Source organism: Amycolatopsis coloradensis (assembly GCF_001953865.1).
Lineage (GTDB): Bacteria > Actinomycetota > Actinomycetes > Mycobacteriales > Pseudonocardiaceae > Amycolatopsis > Amycolatopsis coloradensis.
The window spans coordinates 25671-49530 of the sequence record NZ_MQUQ01000003.1 but is presented as its reverse complement, the minus strand read 5'-3'; the positions used below and the strand labels follow the sequence as shown (position 1 = coordinate 49530).

The window sequence follows — 23860 nt, the reverse complement described above, 5'->3', positions numbered from 1 at the left end:
GGGATCGACAGACATCCGGCATGGCTTTACTCGCCAACCAGCCTGGTGGCTGGATCAGGCAGCGAGGTAGGCGATATGGGCGACAACCGGGAGGCGTTCGCAGCGCGGCGTGAGGCGCTGGGCTTTACTCAGGAGAGCTTCGGTGAGGCGGTCGGGGTAGAGTTCTCCACCGTTGGGCGGTGGGAACGGGGCGCGATGACGCCCCAGCCGTGGAGGCGTCCTCGAATTGCGAAAGCGCTGGCTGTCTCCCTTGACGAGCTGAACGCACTCCTTAGGCGAGTCCCAGTTCGCGGTCCTCAGGACCTTGTCACATTAGGCCGGGGCGCAGGCGAACAGGGGCAGACTCAACAGTCTTCGCCAATGGCGAGTTCGGATTCGGTTGCGACCTCAGGCGCGCATGACCACGTTGGACACCCTGACTTAGGTTTGGCGCCAACAGAGTTCCTTAAGTCGCTCACCCTGACAGTGAAGCCGCCGCGGCAGATCGGATGGACCGAGGTCGAACAGGTCAAGTTAATGACCAGCGCCCTGGCCGCCAGTGAGAATCTCTATGGCGGAGGCATGGCCGGTGAAGCTGGGACCGCTCATCTGCGATGGGCTGGCAACTTGTTGAGCGCACGAGCCAGCTCAGCCGTCGAAGCGGGCATGTTCGAGGCCGTCGGGAACCTTGCGGGTGTGGTGGCGTTTTCGGCTTTCGATATCGGAGACCATGACGCAGCGGCTCGATGCTTTCGCTTTGGCCTTTGGTGCGCCGAACAGGGTGGCTCGTGGGAATTGCGCGCCACGACTCTCGCCGACATGGCACGCCAAGCCATCTATCTCGACAACCTCGAGGAAGCGTTGTCTCTGATCGAGTTCGCTCAAGTGCGAACTGATCGGTTGACCGCTACAGCGCGGGCCATGATCGGCATAGTCCGGGCCCGGTTGTTGGCGATGCTGGGCCGCCACCTCGAAGCGCGAGCTGACGTGGATCGCGCGGACTCGTTCCTTGCTCAACGACAGCCGGAGTCCGATCCGCCTTGGCTGGTCTACTACGACGAAGCTGAACATGCGGGTAGTGTCGCGCGAGCACTTACCCCGCTCGCCATTGCGGAAGAGCAGCCAGGGGATGCCGCCGAACGACTTGCCTCCGCGATTCGGCTGCACAGCGACGCCTATCCGCGATCGCGCGCGTTCTCCAGGGCGCGCCTGGCTACTTTGCACATGGCCATCGGAGATCCGCGCGAAGCTGTCCTCGTCGGTCGACAAGCTGTTGACGACGCTACGATGTTGCATTCACGGCGGATGAACGAGGAACTCGCCAAACTGGCCCGGGCATGCAAACGGCATTATGCGATACCCGACGTGGTCGACCTTTCAGAGCTCATAGCGTCCGGTTCTTCCGATGTCTGATGTACCCATCCACCGGCTTCTGTCAATGCGAAACTCACGGACGATTCTGGAGGTGGCCGGTGAGCAAGCAGGCGTGTCGACGGTCGGCGCAACCTTGATTCGTGACGGAACGAACGTCCTCTACCGGTTGACGGGCGGTGTCGTCGCCCGGATCGGGCCAGCTGGCTCCCAGCTTGTCGCGGAACGTCAGATCCGAGCTTCGCGCTGGCTTGCGGAAGCCGGCGTTACTGTTGTCCGCACCATCGATAACATCGAACAGCCCACGGTTGTCGGAGATCAACCTGTCACGTGGTGGGTCGAACTACCGGAGCACCGCCACGCAACCCCAGCCGAACTCGGCTCAACGCTGAGGCAGCTCCACGGGTTGGTCGCTTCTGAAGCGCTACCTCTTCCCATCGTGGATCCGCTCGAGGGGCTGGACGCGTCTATCGGCCGCGGATTCATTTTGCTGGACGAAGATCGAGCGTGGCTTAAAAGCCTGGTCAAACAACTAGGCGTGGATTATCGAGAGCTGGCGCCGAGCGTTCCTCTCACGGTCATACATGGGGACGCCTGGCAGGGCAACGTCGTTGTCCCTATGGCAGGCGGAGATCCAGTGTTGCTGGATCTCGACCAACTAGGACTCGGGCCTCGCGAATGGGATCTTGTCTCTCTGGCGGTCGACTACACCGACTTCGCACGGATCGTCGAAGCTGACTACCGCGCTTTCGTCGTTGCTTACGGTGGATATGACATGACAGTCTGGCCCGGGTATCGCACCCTTGCTACAATTAGAGAATTGCGCTGGACTGCCTTTGTTTTGGGGAAGTCTGATGTCAGCGCGAAGGCTGCCGAGCAAGCGCGTTATCGGGTGTCCTGCTTAAAGGGTGAAGTTGATCGTCCGTGGACATGGTCGGCATTTTGAACAGCCTTGTAGGTTGCAGTCGCAACGGAAATAGAACAGATAGTGGTGACTGAAAGCTGCTTAGTGCCAAAAGATTTGGTGCTCGTGTAGCCACGCTGGTGGATCCATGGCGCCGCTTTGAGCTGCTTGGGCGATTCGGCGATCGCGGCTTCGCTGTTCGATCCACCGCGGCGTGCCGCGTCGGTGTGTCGTGCGGCTGCGGCGGCTTGCCCCAGCTCGAATGACTCTTTCGCGTCGCATGGCTTCGAAGGCTTCGAGTGCCGTCGCTGCCTCTTCGTTGCTGCGAAGTTGTTGGGCTAGAACAACTGCGTCTTCGAGGGCTAACGCGGCGCCTTGCTCTGTAGCTGGTGGGACGGCGTGGGCTGCGTCGCCGATGAGGATGACCTGGTCTGTGTGCCATGTCGGCATGGTGTCGAGGGTGCGTGTGTTGGAGGGCAGGATGACGGTCGCGGCTCGGATGATGTTCACGGCTGGCGTACGGTCGCGTCGAAAGAGCGTCACGAGGCGTTTGCGCCAGGTTTCGGTGTCGCGTGCTTCCTCGGTTGATAGTGGCTCTGGCGAGGCGATATTGGCGTACCAGTAGATGTCGCCGCCGGCGGTCGTATAGCCAAACGTTGCCTTTCGCCCCCAGTAGATGTGAAAGGCGTCCGGTGACGGAGGAGCGGTGGTGTTCGCGGGGGCGTAGCCGTAGACGAGGTGGGTTCCGGCATAGCGGGGTTCTGGCGCGGAAGGGCAGACCAGCCGACGGGTTGTGGAGTTGAGTCCATCCGCACCGATGAGCACGGTGCCTTCGGCGGTGGATCCGTCGTCGAAGGTCGCTATGACGCTGCTGGAGCGGCTAGTCGCGGTTATCAGGCGCTTGTTCGTGGTGACCGCAGCTCCGTGGTCGGCGGCTGCGGAGCGCAAGACGCGGGCGAGGCGAGCGCGGGGCATCGTGCGGGGGGCATCGTTGTGTCCGTTGCCGGTGAAGGAGACTGTGCCGAGGTGGCGGCCGGTGCCTGAGCTGAGCTCGGTGTTGGCGACGGGATAGGAGATGTCGGCGACGATGTCGTGTGCGTCGATGGCGCGCAGGGCGTTGAGGCCGTTGCGCGGAAGGCGTAGTGCGGCTCCGCTGTAGTCGCCTCCGTCGTGGCGAGCTTCATAGACTTCCGCTGTGATGCCGGCTTTGCGCAGAGCTATGGCAGCTGCGGATCCTGCGATGCCACCGCCGACGATGATCGCGTGATGGGTCACGCGGCCCTCCCTGATATGGCTGAGTGTCTGGCAGCAAAGGCACGTGAGAGCGCTACGAGTTCGTCGACCTCGTCGTGCGCTGAGTTGGTGTCCGGGATGGCGAGAGGGATGGCCCGCTGTTGCTGACCGTGGTCGTCAGGGGAGTCCTGGAGCGCTTCGGCGATGAGGTCTGACAGCGGTGTGTTGGCTGGGTGATCTTCGCGGAGTTTCGCCACGCGTGGGCTGATTCGGACGAGTCCGTCTCGGCATTCGATCATCCGACGGTAGTAGCGCCGGTGTACCTCCCATACGCGGAGAGAGTCCCACGGCGTGGTGGAGGCGCGGAGAAATTCGTCTTCAGGGAACGCGTGGTGGAGGGCCGTCCACAACGGCCCGAGTGCTTGGTAGGCGCGACGTTGACGCCACCAGATGCGTATGGCGGTCAGCCGCATGCGTGCCGCCGGATAGAGGAGGCCAACGACGATCGCGACGATGCCGATGAACGACAGCGTCCCGTTCATGCCGATGATGTCCATGAACAGGGTTCCGGTAAACCAGTACTCAACGTCGATCGCGGCGAATATTCCGCTGGTCACCGCGACCAGGACGAAGCCGACGGCCGCGACGCGAAGTCCCATACTTAGCCGCCGTTCGGCTTGGCGGGCGTAGCGCAGTGCCGAGACCGCGCATGCTGCGAGCGCGCAGCCCATGAAGAGGTTGGCGGCGAAGTAGATGACCGACATGTGCGGAACGGACCGCGGCGCCGGCGCCGAAGCCGCGGCACCGATCATGACGAGTTCGGCGGTGACGAGCACCGCCAGGTTGCGGTGAGTGCGGCGTTTGGCGACGTGTCGAGGCAGCGTCGCCGCATCGAAGAAGAACAGCAGGGAGAAAACGGCGGCCGACGTGGGGGCGTGCCATGCGACGGCGGACCACACCGGACCCCCACGCACGAGCGACGCGTCGCCGACGACGTCACGCAGGATGCGGCCGATGAGCGCGAAAGCGAGGAAGCCGACGATGCCTTGTAGGGGGAGGTTCCAGGGTTGCCGGCTGAGCTGGTAGCCCTTCCAGATCAGGCCGCCGAGGAGGCAGCTGATCAGTGCGGCGCTGATGAGCCAGCTCATAGCCAGCCGATCCGGGCGCCGAGAGCGGTGTCCATGCCGCGCGCGGCGCCGTCAGAGGGTCGCGGGGCCGCGATGTTCAGGATGGACGCCCATTCGAGGATGATCGTCGCGACTGCTTCGGCCTCTCGTTCGTGGTCGGTGTCGTAGGCAGTTCTCCGGAGCGCCCGTTTCACCGCGTCATCGCCGATATCCGGGTACTGCTCGCTCAGCGATCGTGTGCCTGGCGTTGTGAGCCCGTCGGGAAGGACGTCGCTGTCGAGAGCACCCTGATGGCCGCCGAGGATGTGGCCGAGTTCGTGCAGGACGATGTGGTCCTGGTGCAGTTTGGACGTTTCCTTCTGGAAGAGGATGTAGTCCGCTTCTTGTGTGGAGATCCACATGCCGAAGGGGCCAGGGACTGGGATGGGGTAGGCGATCAGGCGGATCGGTCTGCCGCGGATCTCGCCCATCTGACGGCATAGCTCGGTGACGTCCAGGGGTGGGCGAATATCGAGCTTGCTCAGCATCTCACGGCATTGTCGGCGTATGCGCCGTTCTGACACCCGTACCCTCCCTTCGCGGCAGCGACTTCGGGCAGCATCGCAGAAATCGCTATGGCCGGTGTGTTCTAGATGCCTGGAAGCCCTCCATCGGGTGGCGCAGGCCTCTCGGCTTGTTCTTGCTGGTAGACGAGTTCGAGCATGTCCTTCACCAGCTTCAGTCGTTCGGGTGACAGCTGGCCGGCGCGCATCGCCAGCAGCTGTATCTCCTCGTCGCCGGAAAGGCTGGCCATCCTTGCGCGCTCCGCCTTCAGCGCTTCCAGCTGCTGGTCGACTTGCCGCACCAGCTCGTCGTCGTCATCGAAGAAGTACGCGACCGGGATCTCGAAGAAGGCGGCTAGCCCTTCCAGGTAGCTCTTCGTCGGATTGGTCTTCGTGCCGTTACGGAGTCCCCAGATGTAGCTCTGAGATGCCGTCCTGGCGTATCCGCTAGCAACAATGAATTCGGCGACCTGCTCGTTGCTGTACTCCTTGCCGTCTGATCGCTTCTTCGTCGCGAAGAGGTCGTTCAGTTTCGCGGCGAGCGTTCGCGTCGCTTGCCCTGTCACCCCAGGCCTCCATGACAGCCGCTGTGTCTTCACTGATGAGACACCCAATCGGGTGATCACTTTCTTGTCAGTTGAAATGAGCTTTCTCCTGAGAATAGTCTCGAGTCCACGAAGCCTCAACTGAGGAGAAAGTTCGCCACCCAGGTGGGCTAGCGGGCTTGGAGCCTCAAGGTCGGAGGAAGTTGGTGGTGACCGCAATGGTGCCAGTGCAGGAGGCAGGTCCGGGCTCGCCCCGGCACAGCGGGGCAAGAGTGGCTCGCGTCTAGCGCGGTCGATTGCTCTGCGGATGGGGAGACGCAGATGCGACAAATCAACAGTTTTGCCGAGGCGGTGCACCGGCTGCGCCGTGAGCGTGGAATGAGCCTGGGTGACGTGGCCGCAAAGGCCCGCTACAGCCCGAGCTACTTATCCAAGTTGCTCCACGGCCACCGGCGCCTTCTGCCGGAGGTCGTGCGGCAGATCGACACGGTCCTCGACGCGAAGGGGCAACTCGAACGCCTCGCCGAACAACAACGCTCCGGAGGCTCGGCGGGTGGGGACAAACCGATGCAACTGCCCGCTGACGTCCCAGGCTTCGTCGGACGAGCAGACGTCCTGCGGACGATGGACGACGCACTCGCGAGCCGGGCAGAGGGGGGCGCCCACACGATCGTGATCGAAGGAGGCTTCTGGGTCGGGAAAACGGCCCTGGCCGTGCACTGGGTTACCCGAAACCTGGATCGGTTTCCCGGCGGCTGCCTCTTCACCGACATGCGCGGGCTCGGCCCCGGCACGCCCAGGACGCCGGAGGAGGTACTCGATGGCTTCTTGCAGGCATTGGGTGCCGGTCAGGCAGACCTGAACGGCGCACTCGAGGTCCGGGCCGCACGATTCCGATCGATCCTCGCCGAACGCCCCGCCGTGATGGTCCTCGACAACATCGCTGACTACAGCCAGGTGCGGCATCTGCTGCCCGGCGGCGGCAGTGTCGTCGTCGCTACCAGCCGCGAGCACCAAGCCAGTCTGCTGCTGCGGACCGGTGGCATGTCGATCGACTTACCCGCCTTGCCGGTCGCCGACGCGCTGACCTTGCTCGCCAGCCGCGCCGGCCGTCATCGGCTAGCTGCGGACCCCGTGGCCGCGGAAGCGGTCGTACGGCGCTGCGGTCGGCTTCCCATGGCAGTCTTGATCGTCGCGGAACACCTCCAACAGCGTCCAGACAGCACGCTAGGCAAGATCGCCGCCCAGCTGGCGACCGACCGCCACCGGCTGGACCTCTTCACTTCGCCGGACCCCACGGTCAACATCCATGGCGTGATCGACCTGTCCTACCTCGCTCTGCCACCGGCCGCGGCACGGCTGTTCCGTCTGTTGGGAATCAGTCCCGCGTACACCGTCAGTGCGGACTCCGCTGCCGTGCTCGCCGACATCGAACCTGACCTCGCGGAGTCACTTCTTACCGTGCTTCGGCAGGCTCATCTGGTAACGCCCATGCCGGACGGCCGCTACTGCATCGACTACCTTCTCCGGGCGTACGCACATCAGCGCGCGCTGGTCGAGGAACACCTCCGGGACGTCGAGAAGGCCCAAGACCGGGTTCTCGGGTGGTACACGGCGCGGGCGCTTCAGGCTAACAACTCGCTTATACCGAACTGGCGTGACTCGATGATCGATAGCTTGCTCGCGGACTTCGACCAAGGCAGCCCTGGCTTCGATGAGGCGATGTCGTGGTGCCAGGCCGAGGTCGCGACGGCCCTGCAGATCGCGAAGAACACCCGCAGCCACCTCGCAAAGGACCTCCTGTGGGTCCTGCCGACTGCGTTCCTCCCGTACTTCGCTATCACTCGAAGCTGGACGGACTGGCTCATTGCCGCCGGCGACGGGCTCGAAGCCGCGACCGCGGCGGAGAGCACGGCGGGCACTGCTCGTAGCCTGCAAGTCCTCGGCTGGGCCGAGCGTGACCTCGGCCGGACATCTGAAGCCATCTCGCATCTCACGCAAGCCCACAATCTATTCGTCGAACTCGGCGACGAGCTGCCCGCGGCATGGACCGCATACGGCTTGGCGCTCGCTCTCGCCGATAGCCAACGGCACGGTGAAGCGATCACCCACTTCCTGGCGGCGGACGACCGGTTCCAGGCACTGCGCCACGGCATCGGCGTCGTCATGAACCGGGCAGCGCTCGCCCTTGCCTTCCACGAAGCCGGTGATCGCGAGAGGGCTGTCGACACCGCGCGCGAGGCACTGAGCCTCGCTCAAAGGCGCAACTCTGACAGCATCCACAGCGTCGCGCACCACAGCCTCGGCATCCTGCTGCAGCGCAGAGGCGAACATAGGGCGGCTCTTATACACTTCGATGCTGCGTCCTCCCTTCGGCAGCGTCCGTGGCAACGATGGAACCTCGCTGACACACTGATCGCCCGAGCAGACTCCCTGCTAGCCCTGGGTTTTCGTCCGCAGGCCGCAGCCGCCTACGAAAAAGCTGCCGACATACTGGAAAGCCTCCGCGATTCCCGGGCACACGAAATTCGCGCGCGCGCCGCGTTGGGCGGAAAACCTGAGTGGGCAGCGAAGAACGAGCCAGCTGATACAGTGCTGCACCTTCCTTCGTAGGCACGGCAAAGTATTCGTAGCCACGGTTGAATTCGATGGTTCGGTCAGGTCGTGCGGTCAAGCTGGCACGCGCTCTCTAGTTCTTTAATCTGGCATTCAGCGTGAGCCCGGTCAGGGTAGATCTGGCTGGGCTCAACTGGTTCGGCGCCAGGCGTCACGTTGTCTTCCTAGATGCTATAAGGCCTCATGGTTAATGAAAACCATTGCTGTCTTGACAAGGTCATGACAAGATCAACACAGAATCAGCACAACGTTGTGCTCGCCTGACGGGTTCCCGATCCTCTTGCGACGGCGGATAGTGAATAGCAGAACAACGCAACTCGCCGCAGGTCGATCTCTGTGGACCTGTGGATTATCGGCGGCTCGTTGTTCCGCTATTCACTTCCACTACGGTTAAGGGCTGAGAATATGATTGGAATTTCGCGGACTCGTGCTGTTCGATACGGTCTGGCCGGAGCGGTCGCCGCGCTCGCGGTAGCGGCGTCTGGTATGACGGCAAACGCCGACACGGCAAGGGAAACAGCGGCTCGCGGTCCCGTCACCGTCAACGAGGGATGCGGCTATCTCGGCTGGGGAAAGTACCGGCACTGCGACGGCGGTACCGGGTCCACTGTGATGCTGGACGTCGAGGATATTTGGGGCAATCTCTTCCACTACTGCGTCGGGCCCGGCACGACCAATCTCCAACCAGTCATCAAATGGCGGGTGATCGGTGCCTGGTGGAACGGAGGAACCCGCTGCATCCCAGGCTATTATGGCCCCGCGTGATCGAGACTCGCCAGAGCGATTATCCGCCGGCCCGGGACTTGCTGATCCGGCGGTCGCTCTGGCGCTCCGGGGAGGTCAGCGCCCCGGACGCGGCGTGGCGGGAATCCAAGCTCTCCGCCCCAGTTTGGCCCGTCACGCCGCACCCCAACTAGCGGTTCAGTAACAAGCGCTCCGTCGGTGTCATCGGGGGATCGACGGAAGCAGCCGGGGTGGCGCCCCTCCCCTCAAGCGCCACCCCGGTAATCCCGCAGGCGCATAAAGCCAGCAGGTAGGACAGTCCCGTTACGAGCGTTGTCAGGAAGCAGGGAAGAACGATGACGAGCCAGGCACCCGTGGAGTCACACCACACGGCGACAGGCGTTCTAACCGTTCGCCAGCGCCGTAATCAGCGCGCCCGCCAGAAGGCACGGCCCGAACGGCACCACCAGGGCTCCGTCGTCATCACGGCGTCGGACGCCGGGCGCAGTGACCATGACCAACGCGAGCAGCGAGGCCGTCAGCAGCGCCCCGACGACCTGGGCCCAACCGATCCAACCGGTCGCCAGGCCGACCACGGCGGCGACGCTGACGTCGCCCGCGCCGACACCCCCGCCGGTGGCGACGGCGAGGATAAGGAACAGCCCGCCCGCCGCGACGAGTGCGGCAAGCGCTCGAACACCCGGCGCGGGGTCGTGACTGACCAAGCACAGCACCACGAACCCCAGTACGGCACCGGCAAGCTGCGGCCACATCAATGCCCGGGGAAGCCGGTGTTCGCACCAGTCGATTATGGCCAAGGGAACCGCCAGGACGGCCACGAACCCGTAGACGGCGAGCTCGCCGCGTGCTCCCACACGCCAGCTCAGCAACCCCAGGACGGCGGCCGTGAGGATCGCGCCGAACCACCACGTCCCGGCCAATGTCCGCTCATGTCGCAGGAACTGGCGCGTGAGCCCGCTCGCCGCCGCACCGAGCACGAGGCCGGCGGCAGCGCTGCCACTCCACCACCACCAGCTGCTCGTCGTCAGCTGCACGACTCCTCCGCCCCTCTGAGAATCACCTTGTACGCCATCCTGCCCGGCCGATCTTCCAACTGGCCGGCTCTCAAACCAACGGGTGAACTTCATGCGAGAACAGCTGCCCGGAGCGCCATCACCGCGAAAGTCGGTCTTGAGGTGAACCCGCTGCAGCGGAGCGTCACGGTGGCGTGGCTCGCCCACGTTGATCTGCGATCGTCGACGAAACGGGGGACCATAATGACCCACTACCGCAGCACCCGCCTCGCCCTGACCGTCCTCGCCGCCGCCGGACTCGGCTTGAGCGCCTGCAGCCAGGACAACAGCGCAACCCCGACTTCCACGACGCCAGCACCGTCACTTGCTCCGAGTACCACGGCCACCTCACCCGCTGACATCGCCAAGCAGAAGGCCACTGCCGCCTACCTGGGCATGTGGAGCGACATGGCCGAAGCCGCGACAACCTCGGACTGGCAAACACCAAAACTGGCTCAGAACGCGACAGGCGAAGCGCTGCAGACCATCTCCCGAAGTTTGTACGCCGATCACTACAATGGCCTGGTCACCAAAGGGCAGCCCGTCAATCACCCGAAGCCAGCTTCGGTAGAGCCACTGGACAACCCGACTTCGGTCACACTCACCGATTGCGGCGACTCGACGAACTGGCTCAAGTACCGGGCTGACAATGGTCAACCAGCCAACGACGGGCCAAGCGGACGTCGACAGATCGAGGCCTTGGTGAAGAAAGCCGTCGATGGCTCTTGGAAAGTGACGACCTTCGCGGTACACGAGGTCGGATCATGCACCGGGTAAGCAAGACCGCGCTGACAGCGGGCGCGGCGATCGCCCTGTCTCTTGCTGCGGCAAGCCCGGCTCTGGCCGATGGTTGGGGCAACGTCAAGTGCGGTGAAGCCGGAAACCCGTCCTGTGATCTCGGCGCTGGTCGCGGCAGCCACTCCGCTCCTATCCCAGGCCCAATGCCCGGCCCGAAAACTGGTGCGTCGGAATCGCAGGCGGGGGGCAAGGGAACGGCCCCACCACCGCCAGGCGATCGAATCGTCGGTGGCAACAGCAACCAAGCCGATTGCTCATACGTTCGCAGCAACTACCAGCCGCCGGGGAACGGTGTGCAGACGGTCCGCTTCCACCGACACCGCTGGGGTTCTGGTGGGGTGCAGTTCGTGTCGCTGGCCGGTCCGCGGCCCCAAGATGTGGTGCCGGCGCAAGGCCCGGGTCCGGGCGGCGCGTGGTACGTCTATCAGTGTTCCGGTCAGGGGCAGCGGGACGCGCTTTACCGGGCACCGGTGTGGATTCCCGATGGTCAGGCACTGGGTGCCGCGCCGCTGCCCTCGCCAGAGGAGTTAGCTGAACAGGCGCGGTCGCAGCTGCGGTTGCCGAGTCCGGTGATTGGCTCAAGCCCGGCCGGAATCCAGTTGGTGCAGTTGCCGACGTGGCTGTGGTTGGACCGGGCGATGTGGCGGCCGCAGTCGGCGACGGCTTCGGTGCCCGGGGTGTCGGTCACCGCGACCGCGACCCCGGCCTCGTTGTCCTGGGCGATGGGCGATGGCGGCACCGTGTCCTGCGCTGGGCCGGGCACGCCGTTCCCCGCCCACGGGGATCCGCGGGCGGCGTCCCCCGATTGCGGTCACACCTACCAGTGTTCGTCGGCCGGTGCGCCGGGCGAGCGGTTTCCTGCCGTGGCGACGGTGTCGTGGCGGATCACGTGGTCGGGTGCCGGGGCGTCGGGCACGTTCCCGGACATGATCACCAGTGCAGCGGCGTCCTTCCGGGTCGCCGAAACTCAAGCCTTGGGCACCGGATAACCCGGACGACGTCCCCAACTGAATCAGCAGTTTTCTCTTTCCTTTCCTGACCGTGTATTCGCGGTGGCATTTGCTGGCCGGGTGAATACGTGGTGCGGGTGAGCTATGCCTGGAGGGGCTTCTCGTGACCAGTACCAACAGTCCAGCGCGCGGCGACAACGCGGCCGGTGAAGCACGGCCGGTGTCGTGGCTGGATTCCTCGGGTTTGCCATCGGGGTCGGCTGCGCGCCGGGGTCCGCGTCGCCGGTTGCCACATCTGGTGGCTGGGGTGTTGCTGGTGGTGCTGTGCGTCGGTGGCGCGGTGTGGTGGACGACCAGCACCCAGGATCGGGTTCCGGTGCTGGCGCTGGCGAAGCCAGTCCCGCTCGGGCATGTGCTGTCCCCAGCCGACCTGCGCAGCATCGACGTGTCCGCCGCGCCAGGTGTGGCGCTAATCCCGGCGGATCGGGCGGCGAGCGTGCTGGGGCGGCCGATGGCGACCAGCCTTGGCGCGGGAGTGTTGCTGACGCCGGACGCGGTGGGCGCTGCCGCGATCCCGGCGGTGGGCCGGGCTGTGGTCGCGGTCGTCGTGAAGCCGGGGCAGGCCCCGCCCGAGCTGGCCGCCGGGGCACCGGTGACCGTCGTCGTGACCGCCGCCACCGCGGCAGGAAGCTCGGCCGCCGGACAAGCGCCGGGAACATCCTGGCGTGCCACGGTCGTCGGGGTCGCCCCTGTGGAAACGGATCAGACGACCGTGGTGTCACTGGATCTCGACACCACCGAGGCGCCGCAGCTGGCTCAGGTCCCGGCCGGGCAGCTGGCGCTGGTGATGCAACCGGCGGGCGGTGAGCGGTGATGCTGATCGCCTTGTGCTCGGTGAAAGGTTCGCCGGGCGTGACCACTCTGACCGTCGCGCTGGCCATGACGTGGCCGCACGCCGAGAGCACGCGCCGGCTGGTCGCCGAGGTCGACCCGTCCGGGGGTGATCTGGCGATGCGGTTCGGCCTGGCAACTACGCCAGGGCTGGTGAGCCTCGCCGCCGCGGCACGCCGCACCCGCGACCCCGCGGTGGTGTGGGACCACACCCAGGCCCTGCCCGGTGGCGCCCGCGCTCTGGTGGCCCCGCCGGGTGGCACGCACGCGAGTGCCGCGCTGTCGACCCTGGCCACGGCCCCGGACGGGCCGCTGCTGCCCGCCGTGGCCCGCGACACGGGTGTGGTGGTGTTTGCCGATTGCGGGCGGGTGGATCCCGGATCACCGGCCGAGGCGATCGCGCGCTGCGCCGGTGCGCTGGTCCTGGTGACCGGGGCCCAGGGGGACGACCTCGCCCACGCTGCGGCGCGGTTAGGGGAGCTGGCGCGCTGGACGCCGCGTCCCGGCTTGCTGCTGACCGGCGAGGGCTATCCGACCGTGGATGTCGAGCGTGAGCTGGGGGTGCCCGCGATCGGGCGTCTCCCGCACGACCCGGTCGCTGCCGCCACGCTGGCCGGTCATCGGCAGTCGCTGGCCCGCCGCCGCGGCAACAACGGTGGCCTTGCCCGCCACGCGGCTGCTCTTGCCCGCACCCTGGCCGAACCTGCCGCCCCAGCCGGGCCGCCGTTTGTGAGCACCGCAGCGGGTGTGCCAGGGGTGCCTGCCCAGCAGTTGCGCCAGCCCGGCGGCGTCATCATCGCGCCCGGACACGGACCTCATTCGTCGTTCCCGGCGTCCACGCCGCCGCAGGTGAGTGATCCACGGCGCAACGGCCATCAGCCCAGCGCTGCCGGGAAGGAACCATTCGCATGACTCAGACCGATCACCCCGCAGCGCCTCCCGCCGCGACCGGCCCGGAGGATGCCGAGCAGCGGTTGCGCGCCCGGCTCCGTCAGGCGCTGACCACGGACCTGCCCGGCCGGGTCGAGACCATGTCCCGTACGAGCGGCGGCGGGCTGAGCGTAGCGCGGCGTCGTGAGATCGGCCGCGAGGTCCTCGACACCGCGGTCGCCGCGCACAGCGAGGCCGAACTCCTGGCCGGGTGTGCCCTGGTGGATTCCGCGACGGAGCAGCGGGTCGTCGACCAGGTGCTGGACGAGGTGTTCGGCTTAGGCGGGCTGCAGCCGCTGCTGGCGGATCGATCGGTGGAGACGATCGCGGTCAACCGTTTCGACCGGGTGTTCGTCCAGTACAACGACGGCCGCCGTGCCCAGGTAGCGCCGGTGGCGGCGTCGAACCTCGAACTCACCGACCTGATCCGCACCCTCGCCGCCCGTGCTTCATCGGAGGAGCGCAGGTTCGATCGCGGCAGTCCGGCGCTGAACCTCCAGCTGCCCGGCGGCGAGCGGCTCTTCGCGGTCCTTGGGCTGACGGCGGGTGGGGTGACGGCGTGCACGATTCGCCGGCACGGCTACCTCACCGCCACCCTCCTGCAGTTACGTCGCCGCGGCACCCTAGACATCGGTCTGGAAAGGTTCTTGCGCGCGATGGTCCGGGCGCGGAAGAACGTGCTGATCACCGGCGGCACCGGCGCCGGGAAGACCACGCTCCTGCGGGGCCTGGCTGCGGAGATGGACCCACTGGAGCGGATCGTCACGGTCGAGGACGCCTTCGAACTCGGTCTCGACCGCGATCCCGAGCGGCACGCCGATGTCACCGCCCTGCAAGCTCGCGAGGCCAACGTCGAGGGCGAGGGCGCCATCGACCAGGCGGAGCTGGTCCGCTGTGGCCTGCGGATGTCCCCGGACCGGATCATCGTCGGCGAGATCCGCGGCTCTGAGGTCATCCCGATGTGCAACGCGATGTCGCAGGGCAATGACGGTTCCATGGCGACCCTCCACGCCAGTAGTTCGAAGATCGCGTTTACCCGCCTCGCCTCTTACGCCGCCCAGGGACCGGAGCGGCTCCCGTTGGAGGCGACTGCGCTGCTCGTGGCGAGCGCGGTGCATTTCGTGGTGCACCTGGACCGGGCCGCCGACCGGACGACGCGGGTGATCGCCTCGATCCGGGAGGTGATCGACGCCGAGGACGGGGCGGTGATCTCCAACGAGGTCTACCGCCGCGGCCCGGACCACCGCGCCGTCCCGGTGGCGGGCGCGCTGCGTGCCGACACCCTCGACGACCTCGTCGCCGCCGGATTCGACCCGGACCTGCTGGCCCGGCCGGAGGGGTGGTGGACGCCATGAGCATCGACACCACCACCATGATCGCTGCCGCGCTCGGCTTGGGTGGCGCCGTCGGTGTGCTGCTGCTCGTGGCCGCCTGGCGCCGGCCCGCGGCAGTCCCGCCACCCTCGCGTTCTCACACGGTGCTGCGCTCCGCGCGCGATCGGGCCGGCGACCGGCGGGCGCTGTTGCGCCTGGCCGTGGCGGTCGGCGTGGGCGTGCTGACCGGTGCCGCGACCGGGTGGGTGGTCGGCGCGGTGCTGGCCGCCGCTGGAGCGTGGTTCCTGCCCCGCCTGGTGGGCCCGGACCGCGCCCACGCCCGTCGGGTCGCGCGGATCGAGGCGATCGCGTCGTGGACGGAGATGCTGCGCGACGTCCTGTCCGCCGCGGCAGGGCTCGAGCAAGCCATCCTCGCCACCGCCCCGCTCGCGCCCGCGGCCATCCGCGGCGAGGTCGTCACCCTCACCGCGAGGCTGGAAAGCGGGCAGCGCCTGGCGCCGGCCTTGCGTGCTCTCGCGCGGGAGCTGGACGACCCGACCGCGGACCTCGTCCTCGCCGCTCTCGTGCTCGCGGCCGAGCACCAGGCCCGCCAGCTCGGCGACTTGCTCGGCTCCCTGGCCACCACCGCCCGCGAGCAGGCCGCGATGCGGATGCGCGTGGAGACCGGACGCGCTCGGACCCGAACCTCGGTGCGGGTCATCGTCGCCACCACCCTTACCTTCGCCGCCGGGGTCGTGCTGTTCAACCGGAACTACCTCGACGTCTACAACACCGCCACCGGCCAGCTCGTCCTGCTGCTCATCGGGGGCCTGTTCGCGGCCGGGTTCGCCTGGCTCGCCCGGATCGCGACCGGCGGACGGCAACCGCGGGTGCTCGCCCTGGACACGCCGCAATCCACCGGAGCGCGAGACCGCGGTGACGCGATCGTTGGTGGAGGTAAGCGCTCATGATTCCCACGCTGGTGTTCGGTGCTGGTGCTGGTGCTGGTGCCGGTCTGTGGCTGTTGCTGACCTGGGCTGTGCCACCGGCCCCGGCCCTGCGTGACCAGCTGTCCCGGGTCAACGCCCGACGGCCGGCAACGCCGATCGTGCTGGCCGCGGATGCCGCCCGGGTAAGCGCCTGGGGCAGGGTCTTCGTCCCTGGTCTGCGGATGCTCGGTCTGCCCGGCGCGAACATCGAGGCCGATCTGCGGGTTACCGGCCGCAGCGTCGATACCCATCTGGCGTCGAAAGCCGTGCTCGCCGTTGCAGGGCTGCTGGCGCCGTGGCTCTTGCAAGCGTTGCTGGCCCTGGGCGGGCTGCCGCTGGGTATCGAGGTGCCGCTGCTGGCCGGGCTCGTGCTCGCCGCGCTCGGCTTCCTGGCTCCAGACCTCGAGGTCCGCGCCAAAGCCACCCGGTCGCGGCGCGAGTTCCGCGACGCGCTCTCGGCCTTCCTCGACCTCGTCTGGATCACCCTCGCCGGGGGAGCCGGGGTCGAGGCCGCTCTCGGCGACGCCGCGGCCGTCGGGACAGGGCCGGCGTTCGACAAGATCCGCCGCGCACTGCACGCCGCCCAGCTGACCCGCACCACCCCCTGGAACACCTTGCGCCGCCTCGGCGAGGAACTCGACATCACCGAACTCGCCGAACTCGCCGCGTCGATCTCCCTGGCCGGCACCGAAGGTGCCCGCGTCCGCGCGTCCCTGGCGGCGAAAGCCCAAGCACTGCGGACCCATCAGGTCACCGACGCCGAAACCGACGCCCAAGCCGCCACCGAACGCATGGCACTGCCGGTGACGTTGCTGTTCCTCGGCTTCTTGGGATTCATCGCCTATCCCGCTGTCATTCAGGTCCTCAACGGGCTTTAGCCCGCGTGGATTCGCAACGAGAAGCCTTGCACGGAAACGAAAGAAGGAGCCATGAAGCACTACGTCCGTACGATATGGACAGTGATCGCGGCGAGGATCGCCGTGCTGCGAGCCGAACCCGAGCGCGGTGAGATCACCACCACCGTCATCGTCACCGCTCTGATGGCCATCGCCGCGATCGCCATCATCGCGATCATCGTGGCGAAACTGACCGAAAAGGCGAACTCGATCAACCTCGGGCTCGGCTGACCATGCCGGCCCGAAGCCGCTCACCGCGGCGTTCGCGCGGCCCGCTGGCTCACCGTGTCCGGCACGCGCTGTCCGGGGACCGGGGCGAGGTCACCGTCGAGCTGGTCATCGCGACACCGTTGCTGCTGCTGGCGTTGCTGGCGATCATCCAGTTCGCCGTGTGGTCCCACGCGACCCACGTCGCCCAGACCGCCGCCTCGCAAGCCCTCGCCGCGGCCCGCGTCCAGCACGGCACCGCCGGCACCGGACACGCCGCGGGACAGCGGCTGCTCGACGACCTCGCCGCAGGCCCGCTGCGCGAGCCCCGGCTCACCGTGGTCCGGGACGCGACCTCGGTGTCGGTGAGTGTCCGTGGCGAGGCCACGACGGTACTGCCCGGTGTGCAGCTGCACGTGCACGCCGAAACCGTCGGCGAGGTCGAGCGCTTCGTGCCCGACACGGGCACCACCCCCTGACTTTTCCTTATTCAGAGCCAGCTTCTGGTGCGAGAACGACAGGAGTCCCCTGATGGGCAACCCCATTCATGCAGGCATGGTGTCGCCGGTGCTCGATGGCGTGTTCCCGGACGGGCCGGACACCGTGCTGCTCCATCCCGCCCTCACCCCGCGCCACTGGCGGCGCCGACAGGTCCTCGCCGCAGCGCGATCGGGCACTGTCCTGAAAGGTCTGGCCGGGGCGACTGCCGTGGGATTCGCGCTGGTGGCGGGAAACGGATTCGCCGGAAAGTTCATTTTCACCGCCGCGGTCCTGATCGTCGTGCTCGCCGGATGGCGCGCCGCCTGCGCGGCCCGCGAAGAGCGAGGGCTGCACGTTGACACTCCCCGTACCCGGTTGCGCCGCGGCGAGGGTTGGCGCAGCCGGGAATTTACCGACCTCGGGCCCGATACCGCGAGGCTGGTGCGGGAGTTGCTGGCCGGCGTCGACGAGCTGCACCGCACCTCGGCCCGAGCCTGGCTCGACCCCGCACTGCCCGGTGAGGCGCACCGGGTGGTGTGGGAGACCTTGTGCTGTCTGGACCGTAGCCGCGACGCGCGAGCCCTGGCCGAGGAACTCGCCACTGATCCCGACGCCGGCGAGGACCTGGTGGCCGCGGCACGTCAAGCGGTCTGCACAATCGACCACGACCTGGACGAGGTCGCCCGTCATCTGCGCGGCTGCCTGGTGCTGACCCGCGCGTGGGAAGCGAAACTGCGGCGCACCGACCTGACTCACCGCACCGATCGTGCCCTGACCGCGCTGCCCGGCCGCGACGAGCTGAGCCGCCTGGCCGGCGCCGCGGAAGCGTTGCCGCAGAACGTGTTCGCTCACGTCACCGCCGCCCGTGACCTCGCCCAGGCCGGGGAATTCCCCTGGGAGCGTCCACCTGTGGAGTGGCCCCGGCTCACGCTTCTGCCACCTCACCGTGCGACGACCAGTTCGCCCGGTGCCGGCGGTCCGGCAGGGGAGGGGCAGTCGTGACGCGGCGAGGAAACCGACAGGTCGCAGGGGCACGGGCCTGGTGGTGTGCCGAGCGCGGCTCGGTGACCGCCGAAGCTGTCCTGCTGACACCGGTCCTGGTGATGGTGTTGGTTCTCACCGCTGTGGTGGTGCACCGCGGCGTTGCTGCGCGGCTGCGGCTCGACGACGCCGCCCACCAGGCCGCCCGCGCCGCCACCCTGCACCGCACCACCACGGCCGCCACCGCCGCCGCCCGCGACACCGCCGGCGCCGCGCTGGCCCAGGCGGGTGTGGTGTGCCGCGAGGTGACCACCACGCTGTCCGGCACATTGGCTCCCGCCGGTGCGGTGACCGTGCACGTGCACTGCACCGTGGACTTCGGACAAGCCGTCCTGCTCGGTGTTCCCAGCGGGAAGACCTTGGTCTCGTCCGCCAGTGAAGTCGTCGACACCTACCGGTCCCAGCCCCGGCGGGGTGGTGCCTGATGGCGTTGTCAGCTCGCAAGCGGAATGGCGGGAACGCAGACGCGGAGCTGGGCGTCGGTCAGCGTCCGGTGCTTGAGCAATCTCGTCGCGATACGGCAGATGTCCGTCCAGTGCCGGTCGACGAGGTCCTGCGCGACCTCGGCCCGCGGCTCGGGCTGCCGGCCGGAGAATCCGTAGGCCTGGCGGGTGTGGGCGATCAGGGCGAGGTCGTCGTGCCCGCTGTGCAGGTAGGCGCCGAGACGGACGTCCTCGGCGGTCACGCCCTCGTGGAGGCGTTCGGCAGCGCTGGTCGCCTCGAGGACATGGCGAGCCTGGGCGAGCGGCCCGGCGTGCGCGACAACCGCTTGCGTTCCCAGGTCGACACAGCGGGGCCGGACCGCGGTGAAGCCAGCGCGCCCGGCCGCGCGGGGCCGGAGCGTGACGTAGCGCAGCGATCGGCCTTGCAGGTAGACGATCGCGTGCCCGGCCTCGTGCCATGCGGTCACGCGGTCCTCGGTCATCTCGGGCGATTCCGCGAGCGCGGTCACATCGCTCATTCTGGTCACCCCTCTGGCCCGCAGCGCACCCGCGTGCCAGGCATCCCCGGGTACCGACTGCGGTTGTGGTGGCGGGTGGAGGAGGGCCGGGTAACCGCGTTCGTGCTCGCTCTCCTGATCGGGCTGCTCGCTCTGACCGGGCTGAGCCTCGACGGCGGCCTCGCCTTGGCGAGCAAGGTCCGCGCCGGCGGGCAGGCCGAGTCCGCCGCCCGTGCCGGCGCCCAGGCGCTCGACCTCGCCGCGTATCGCGCCAACGGCACCGTTCGCGTCGATCCGGCGCGAGCGCGTGACCTTGCGCAGCGATACCTGGCCAGCGTCGGCGCGACCGGCACCGTCGTGGTGGCCAGGGACACGGTGACCGTCGAGGTCACCGCCGTCTACCGGACCCAGCTGTTGTCGCTGGCCGGGATCGACGACATCCACACCCACGGACGGGGCGCAGCACATCCGCAGCGCGGGGTCACCGGCATCGAGCCCTGACCACCCGCTGCACCACTTCGGGAAGGGAGAACACCGGGATGGTCACCACGGACGACGAGATCGCCCGCCGCATAGAGGAAACCGACTCCGCGCGCAGCGCCCGTCGCCAGCGAGCGGCGGCCACCGTCGGGGAGCTGGCCCGCCGGCACACCGAACTGGCCGGACAGCTCGCCGACCTCGAACGCGAGCTCGGCGAGGTCCTCACCGCGGCCGGCGACGTCATCGATGTGCCCGAGCTCGCCGTAGTCACCGACGTCCCCGCCGGCGACCTCACCCGCTGGCGCGACCAGATGACCAAGGCCGCCCGCGGCGGCAAACGTCAACGCCCCAGCACCGCGAAGAACAACGGCACCTCCGGCAAGGACACCCCTGAGGCCACCGCACCGCGCGCCACCCGGCCCACCGCGCCCGCACCGGCCGCTGGCATCAACGGCGGGGTAGCCCTGACCGTGGCGAACAGCTGATGCCCTCCCGTGCGCCGCTCCCGCGCACCGCGCGGCTGCTGGGCCGGGTGATGCGTGGGCTGTTCGCCGCCGTCGTGCTGACAGCGCTGGTGGCCGGGCTGCCGTGGGCGCTGATCCACGGCGTGGGCTGGCCGCTGCCGGATCACCTGCCGGGCCTGGACGAGATCGGCTCGCAGCTGATGACCCCCATGTCCGCACGGTTCCTGCTCAACACCCTCGCCTGCCTGGCCTGGCTGCTGTGGCTGGTGTTCGTCCTCGACCTCGCCGCGTGCGCGGCCGACGTCGCCCGCGGAGCGCGACTACCGGACCTGCAACAGCAGACAGGCCCGGTACGGCGCGTCGCGGCTGTGCTCGTCGGCTCCCTGCTCGTGGCCATGCTGGGCCGCACCGCCACCGCCGCACCCCTCACCACCGCCGACGCCGCCCACCGCGCCGGCCATGCCCAGGTGGCCGTCACCGCTCCCGCGTCCACGGCACCGGTCGCCCAGGAACAACCCCGGCTGCCGGCCGAGCCCGGGACCGAGCGGGTCCGCCCGCCGGAGAACGGGGTGCACGACTCGCTGTGGAGAATCGCCCAACGCTGCCTGGGCGAGGGCGCTCGCTGGCCGGAAATCTGGGCCCTCAACCACGGCAGCGCCCAGCCCAGCGGCCGGACGCTGACCAACCCGAACCAGATCCACCCCGGCGACACTCTCCACCTCCCCACCACCAGCCCGACGCCCGCCCCGCCTGCGCCGCCTCCGCCGGAATCCACGCCTTCTACGCCCGCCCCCGAATCAGCGCCCCCGACGCCGAGCACGGTCACGCCAGCTCCCTCCGAGCTTGCCCCGGCCGCGACGCCCAGTGCCACACCTGCCGCCGACCCGGAGGTAGACAGGCCCGTCGGTGGCGCGGCGAGCTGGGGGAGTGGTGAGGTGTTCGTCAGCCTGGGCCTGGCCGCCGCGGTCAGTGCCCTGCTCGTGCTCACGCGACGGCGGCGCCACGCGCGGTACCGGCCGGGCAGCGGCCGACGTGACGACGACCCGCCCGTCGCCCCGGTCGTGTACCAGCTGCGCCTGGCGCATCTGCGCGCCCAGCACCACGACGAGGACCTCGAACTGGACGCTGAGACCGATATCGCGACCGGCGACCCGGCCACGCGCGAGCACCGTGAACCCGGCGGCGAAGACCCGGTACCGCGCTCGGGCACCGCACCGAAAGGGACGGGCAACGAGGCCCGGCCGACGGTGTTCGTACCTCGTGTCCGCCGTGTGATCGGCGCCGCCACACCCGCCGGCAGCGTCGCCGGACCGGCGACGCTGCCATCCGTGGTCGACATCGCCCTCGACACCACGTCGTCTCCCGCCGGTGGCGACGTCGCCACCGCAGGCGAGGGGACCCAGGTCGCTCTCGACCTGGCCCGGGTTCACGGTCTCGGTCTGGTCGGGCCGGGCGGCTACGCCGCGGCCCGCGCCCTGCTGCTCACGCTCCTGGCCACCGCGTCCGAGAACGCGCCCACGCTCAGGGGCTACGTGCCCAGCGCCGATGTGGCCCGCCTGCTCGGCGTGCCGACAGCGACCACCGACCTGCCGACGTCGATCACCGTGGTGGCCGACCTGGACACCGCCCTGGCCGCCCTCGACGCCCCCGCACCGCCGCGGCCCGCCGTCCTGATCGCCTCCCCACCCGGTAACCCCAGTCAGCAGGCGAGGCTGCAGCACGTGCTCGACAACCACGGCCAGCACGGGCTCACCGCGCTGCTGCTGGGCCAATGGCGCGCCGGGGTGACCGCCTACGTCACCGGCGGCGGGATCATCTCCGCGACCGATCCCGGCCTCGGTGAACCCCTGCGCGGGACCCGTGCCTTCACCCTGCCCGAGCCCGCGACCCGCGACCTCCTGGCCTTCCTCCGCACCGCCGCGCCCCACGACAGCACCGGCAGCGGCATCACCGACGCCGACCCGTCCCGCGACGTCCTCGAGCCCCGGCAGGCAGCGACACCGCCGGACACGACTTCCCCGGGCCCGCCGCGGAACGCCGTAGGCGACCCGCGACGACTGGAGATCACCGCGGGACCACCCGCGCCGGAACCATCCCCGGCCAGCTACCCCGGCGAGGAACCCCGCCCGCACGAGGCTGGCACGGATCCGAGGCCACCCGCGCCGCTGGCGCTGACGGTCTTCGGTGCCCCGGCACTGCACTGGCGACTCGACTCCGGCCAGGCCGCGGTGGAGCCGCGCGACCTGACGGGCGAGCTGAGCAGCCGCCCGCTCGAACTGCTGGTCTTCCTCGCGGTGCATCCCGGCGGAGTGTCGCGGGACCTGATCGTCGACGCCCTGTGGCCGAACGAACCGCCCCACAATCCCGCCAGCGTGCTGCGCACGATCCTGTCCCGAATCCGCCGCGCTCTCGGTAGCGCGACCAGCGGCACTGTCGGCGAGCTGGTTGTGGCCGACCATGGCCGGTACCGGCTCGACTGGGCTGTGGTGGAGGTGGACTTCTGGTCCTTTGCCGAGGCGGTGACCCGCCGCCGTGCGGCCGTCACCGACGAGCGGCGCGTCGACGCCTACGAGGCGATCGTGGCGCACTACGGCGGTGACCTGGCCGAGGGCCTGGATGCCGGCTGGCTCGCCGCCGCCCGGGAGGCGACGCGGCGCGACGCGCTCGACGCCGTGGCCGCGCTCGCCCGCGTCCGGGTAGGGACCGACCCCGACTACACCTTGGATCTGCTGGAAACCGCGCGGGCGTTCGATCCGCACAACGAGTTGCTGTACCGCGACATCATGCGCCTGCAGCACACGCTCGGCCTGCACGACGCCATCTCCCGCACCCTTCACCTCCTGCGGACCCGCCTCGCCGAAATCGACACCACGCCCACCGCGGGCACTGTCGACCTCGCCGAACGGTTGCGTGCCCGCTCCACCGGGATACCGGTCGAGAATCTCTCCCCATCCACGGCACCATGAATGACACGCCGCCGATTCTCGAACACACCTCGCCACAGCGGGAACCGAGGTGCGACTACCGGGCGGTAAAGGTATTTGCGCGGAACAGCGAAATACCTCGATTTCCCGCCTTGGTTACGCCCGTGCCGATGCTAGCGTCGACTGTGGCAACACAACCGTCGAAGGCGAAGAAAAAGAACTCTGTGGGCGCACAAACGCATTCCCTGAAAACGCTGGCATCCCTTCTCGTCGAGAGTCGGCGGCGACGTTCGCGCGCCGACAAGACATTCCGATGCCATCGGAGCGCCCCGCGCGCGGATAGCGCGCCGAACGCCGAGCCGCCTCCGCCGTCGCGATCGCGTGGTGCCACCGCAGCAGCGTTCGTCGCCCCGGAGCGTGACTGCCACCCGTGGGGCCGCCGAC

Annotated in this window: 24 protein-coding genes; 18 read left to right on the top strand and 6 right to left on the bottom strand. The window is 68.3% G+C overall.

Going from position 1 to position 23860, the window contains the following annotated elements; genetic code table 11:
* The first annotated feature begins 75 nt into the window (after positions 1-75).
* Complete coding sequence (locus BS329_RS03795) at positions 76-1392, top strand: helix-turn-helix domain-containing protein (RefSeq protein WP_076155729.1); 1317 nt, start codon at positions 76-78, stop codon at positions 1390-1392.
* A complete protein-coding gene (locus tag BS329_RS03790) occupies positions 1385-2296 on the top strand; it encodes a phosphotransferase (RefSeq protein ID WP_244197019.1) in 912 nt (303 codons plus the stop codon). Before BS329_RS03795 ends, BS329_RS03790 begins: the two co-directional genes overlap by 8 nt.
* Before the next feature lie 60 nt (positions 2297-2356).
* Here the strand turns inward: BS329_RS03790 and BS329_RS03785 are convergent, their stop codons facing one another.
* The 4 genes from BS329_RS03785 to BS329_RS03770 form a co-directional block, all read right to left on the bottom strand.
* Positions 2357-3529 (bottom strand): FAD-dependent monooxygenase, encoded by a 1173-nt coding sequence (locus BS329_RS03785; protein ID WP_076155726.1) that lies wholly within the window; start codon positions 3527-3529, stop codon positions 2357-2359.
* Positions 3526-4635, bottom strand: a complete 1110-nt coding sequence (locus BS329_RS03780) for an MAB_1171c family putative transporter (RefSeq protein ID WP_076155724.1) — start codon at positions 4633-4635, stop codon at positions 3526-3528. The genes BS329_RS03785 and BS329_RS03780 overlap by 4 nt, the downstream gene beginning before the upstream one ends.
* On the bottom strand, positions 4632-5177 hold the full coding sequence (locus BS329_RS03775) for a hypothetical protein (RefSeq protein WP_076155722.1): 546 nt from the start codon (positions 5175-5177) through the stop codon (positions 4632-4634). Before BS329_RS03775 ends, BS329_RS03780 begins: the two co-directional genes overlap by 4 nt.
* Positions 5178-5242: 65 nt before the next feature.
* On the bottom strand, positions 5243-5842 hold the full coding sequence (locus BS329_RS03770; protein WP_244197018.1) for a hypothetical protein: 600 nt from the start codon (positions 5840-5842) through the stop codon (positions 5243-5245).
* Between the two features lie 180 nt (positions 5843-6022).
* Between BS329_RS03770 and BS329_RS03765 the strand changes: the two genes are divergently transcribed.
* Positions 6023-8314, top strand: a complete 2292-nt coding sequence (locus tag BS329_RS03765; RefSeq protein ID WP_076155719.1) for a helix-turn-helix domain-containing protein — start codon at positions 6023-6025, stop codon at positions 8312-8314.
* 339 nt (positions 8315-8653) lie between these two features.
* Positions 8654-9082, top strand: coding sequence for a DUF6355 family natural product biosynthesis protein (locus tag BS329_RS42340; protein WP_143252833.1), 429 nt, complete (start codon positions 8654-8656; stop codon positions 9080-9082).
* Positions 9083-9444: 362 nt separating this feature from the next.
* Here BS329_RS42340 and BS329_RS03760 read toward each other — a convergent pair whose 3' ends face one another.
* Entirely contained in the window at positions 9445-10095 is a 651-nt protein-coding gene (locus BS329_RS03760) for a prepilin peptidase (protein ID WP_076155718.1), read from the bottom strand.
* Between the two features lie 27 nt (positions 10096-10122).
* Between BS329_RS03760 and BS329_RS44355 the strand changes: the two genes are divergently transcribed.
* From BS329_RS44355 to BS329_RS03705, 11 genes are all read left to right on the top strand, one after another.
* Positions 10123-10890, top strand: a complete 768-nt coding sequence (locus BS329_RS44355; RefSeq protein ID WP_244197017.1) for a hypothetical protein — start codon at positions 10123-10125, stop codon at positions 10888-10890.
* Positions 10891-11249: 359 nt separating this feature from the next.
* Complete coding sequence (locus BS329_RS44350; RefSeq protein ID WP_244197016.1) at positions 11250-11900, top strand: hypothetical protein; 651 nt, start codon at positions 11250-11252, stop codon at positions 11898-11900.
* A gap of 259 nt (positions 11901-12159) precedes the next feature.
* Positions 12160-12735, top strand: coding sequence for an SAF domain-containing protein (locus BS329_RS03745; protein WP_244197015.1), 576 nt, complete (start codon positions 12160-12162; stop codon positions 12733-12735).
* Between the two features lie 38 nt (positions 12736-12773).
* A complete protein-coding gene (locus BS329_RS03740; RefSeq protein WP_158075748.1) occupies positions 12774-13664 on the top strand; it encodes a MinD/ParA family ATP-binding protein in 891 nt (296 codons plus the stop codon).
* A complete protein-coding gene (locus tag BS329_RS03735) occupies positions 13661-15037 on the top strand; it encodes a TadA family conjugal transfer-associated ATPase (RefSeq protein ID WP_143252830.1) in 1377 nt (458 codons plus the stop codon). The genes BS329_RS03740 and BS329_RS03735 overlap by 4 nt, the downstream gene beginning before the upstream one ends.
* Positions 15034-15966, top strand: a complete 933-nt coding sequence (locus tag BS329_RS03730) for a type II secretion system F family protein (protein ID WP_076156768.1) — start codon at positions 15034-15036, stop codon at positions 15964-15966. The genes BS329_RS03735 and BS329_RS03730 overlap by 4 nt, the downstream gene beginning before the upstream one ends.
* Complete coding sequence (locus BS329_RS03725; RefSeq protein WP_076155710.1) at positions 15963-16862, top strand: type II secretion system F family protein; 900 nt, start codon at positions 15963-15965, stop codon at positions 16860-16862. The genes BS329_RS03730 and BS329_RS03725 overlap by 4 nt, the downstream gene beginning before the upstream one ends.
* 51 nt (positions 16863-16913) lie before the next feature.
* Complete coding sequence (locus tag BS329_RS03720; RefSeq protein ID WP_076155708.1) at positions 16914-17111, top strand: hypothetical protein; 198 nt, start codon at positions 16914-16916, stop codon at positions 17109-17111.
* A gap of 2 nt (positions 17112-17113) precedes the next feature.
* Positions 17114-17566 carry a TadE/TadG family type IV pilus assembly protein gene (locus BS329_RS03715; RefSeq protein ID WP_084749358.1) on the top strand — a complete coding sequence of 151 codons (453 nt, stop codon included), beginning with the start codon at positions 17114-17116 and terminating at the stop codon, positions 17564-17566.
* A 52-nt stretch (positions 17567-17618) separates the two neighbouring features.
* On the top strand, positions 17619-18569 hold the full coding sequence (locus BS329_RS03710) for a hypothetical protein (protein WP_076155707.1): 951 nt from the start codon (positions 17619-17621) through the stop codon (positions 18567-18569).
* A gap of 62 nt (positions 18570-18631) precedes the next feature.
* Entirely contained in the window at positions 18632-19033 is a 402-nt protein-coding gene (locus tag BS329_RS03705; RefSeq protein ID WP_244197014.1) for a TadE/TadG family type IV pilus assembly protein, read from the top strand.
* An 8-nt stretch (positions 19034-19041) separates the two neighbouring features.
* On the opposite strand, the gene BS329_RS03700 is transcribed toward BS329_RS03705, so the two are convergent.
* Positions 19042-19569 (bottom strand): FtsH/Yme1/Tma family ATP-dependent metallopeptidase, encoded by a 528-nt coding sequence (locus BS329_RS03700; RefSeq protein ID WP_076155704.1) that lies wholly within the window; start codon positions 19567-19569, stop codon positions 19042-19044.
* Between the two features lie 33 nt (positions 19570-19602).
* Here BS329_RS03700 and BS329_RS03695 point away from each other — a divergent pair, with 33 nt between their 5' ends.
* Genes BS329_RS03695 through BS329_RS03685 form a run of 3 tightly spaced genes read left to right on the top strand, consistent with a single transcriptional unit; the run spans position 19603 to position 23458 of the window.
* Positions 19603-20049: a pilus assembly protein TadG-related protein gene (locus BS329_RS03695; RefSeq protein WP_084749355.1), complete on the top strand. Its 447-nt coding sequence runs from the start codon at positions 19603-19605 to the stop codon at positions 20047-20049.
* 38 nt (positions 20050-20087) lie between these two features.
* The gene (locus BS329_RS03690) at positions 20088-20513 is read left to right on the top strand and encodes a hypothetical protein (RefSeq protein WP_076155701.1); all 426 of its coding nucleotides are present in this window, start codon (positions 20088-20090) and stop codon (positions 20511-20513) included.
* Positions 20513-23458: an AfsR/SARP family transcriptional regulator gene (locus BS329_RS03685; protein ID WP_076155699.1), complete on the top strand. Its 2946-nt coding sequence runs from the start codon at positions 20513-20515 to the stop codon at positions 23456-23458. The genes BS329_RS03690 and BS329_RS03685 overlap by 1 nt, the downstream gene beginning before the upstream one ends.
* Positions 23459-23860: the final 402 nt, after the last annotated feature.

Bases quoted from the DNA above. Each gene is read 5' to 3' on its own strand.
- BS329_RS03795 (WP_076155729.1), top strand. From the start codon at position 76: ATGGGCGACAACCGGGAGGCGTTCGCAGCGCGGCGTGAGGCGCTGGGC.
- BS329_RS03790 (WP_244197019.1), top strand. From the start codon at position 1,385: ATGTCTGATGTACCCATCCACCGGCTTCTGTCAATGCGAAACTCACGG.
- BS329_RS03780 (WP_076155724.1), bottom strand. From the start codon at position 4,635: ATGAGCTGGCTCATCAGCGCCGCACTGATCAGCTGCCTCCTCGGCGGC.
- BS329_RS03765 (WP_076155719.1), top strand. From the start codon at position 6,023: ATGCGACAAATCAACAGTTTTGCCGAGGCGGTGCACCGGCTGCGCCGT.
- BS329_RS03735 (WP_143252830.1), top strand. From the start codon at position 13,661: ATGACTCAGACCGATCACCCCGCAGCGCCTCCCGCCGCGACCGGCCCG.
- BS329_RS03730 (WP_076156768.1), top strand. From the start codon at position 15,034: ATGAGCATCGACACCACCACCATGATCGCTGCCGCGCTCGGCTTGGGT.
- BS329_RS03725 (WP_076155710.1), top strand. From the start codon at position 15,963: ATGATTCCCACGCTGGTGTTCGGTGCTGGTGCTGGTGCTGGTGCCGGT.
- BS329_RS03720 (WP_076155708.1), top strand. From the start codon at position 16,914: ATGAAGCACTACGTCCGTACGATATGGACAGTGATCGCGGCGAGGATC.
- BS329_RS03715 (WP_084749358.1), top strand. From the start codon at position 17,114: ATGCCGGCCCGAAGCCGCTCACCGCGGCGTTCGCGCGGCCCGCTGGCT.
- BS329_RS03710 (WP_076155707.1), top strand. From the start codon at position 17,619: ATGGGCAACCCCATTCATGCAGGCATGGTGTCGCCGGTGCTCGATGGC.
- BS329_RS03700 (WP_076155704.1), bottom strand. From the start codon at position 19,569: ATGAGCGATGTGACCGCGCTCGCGGAATCGCCCGAGATGACCGAGGAC.
- BS329_RS03690 (WP_076155701.1), top strand. From the start codon at position 20,088: ATGGTCACCACGGACGACGAGATCGCCCGCCGCATAGAGGAAACCGAC.
- BS329_RS03685 (WP_076155699.1), top strand. From the start codon at position 20,513: ATGCCCTCCCGTGCGCCGCTCCCGCGCACCGCGCGGCTGCTGGGCCGG.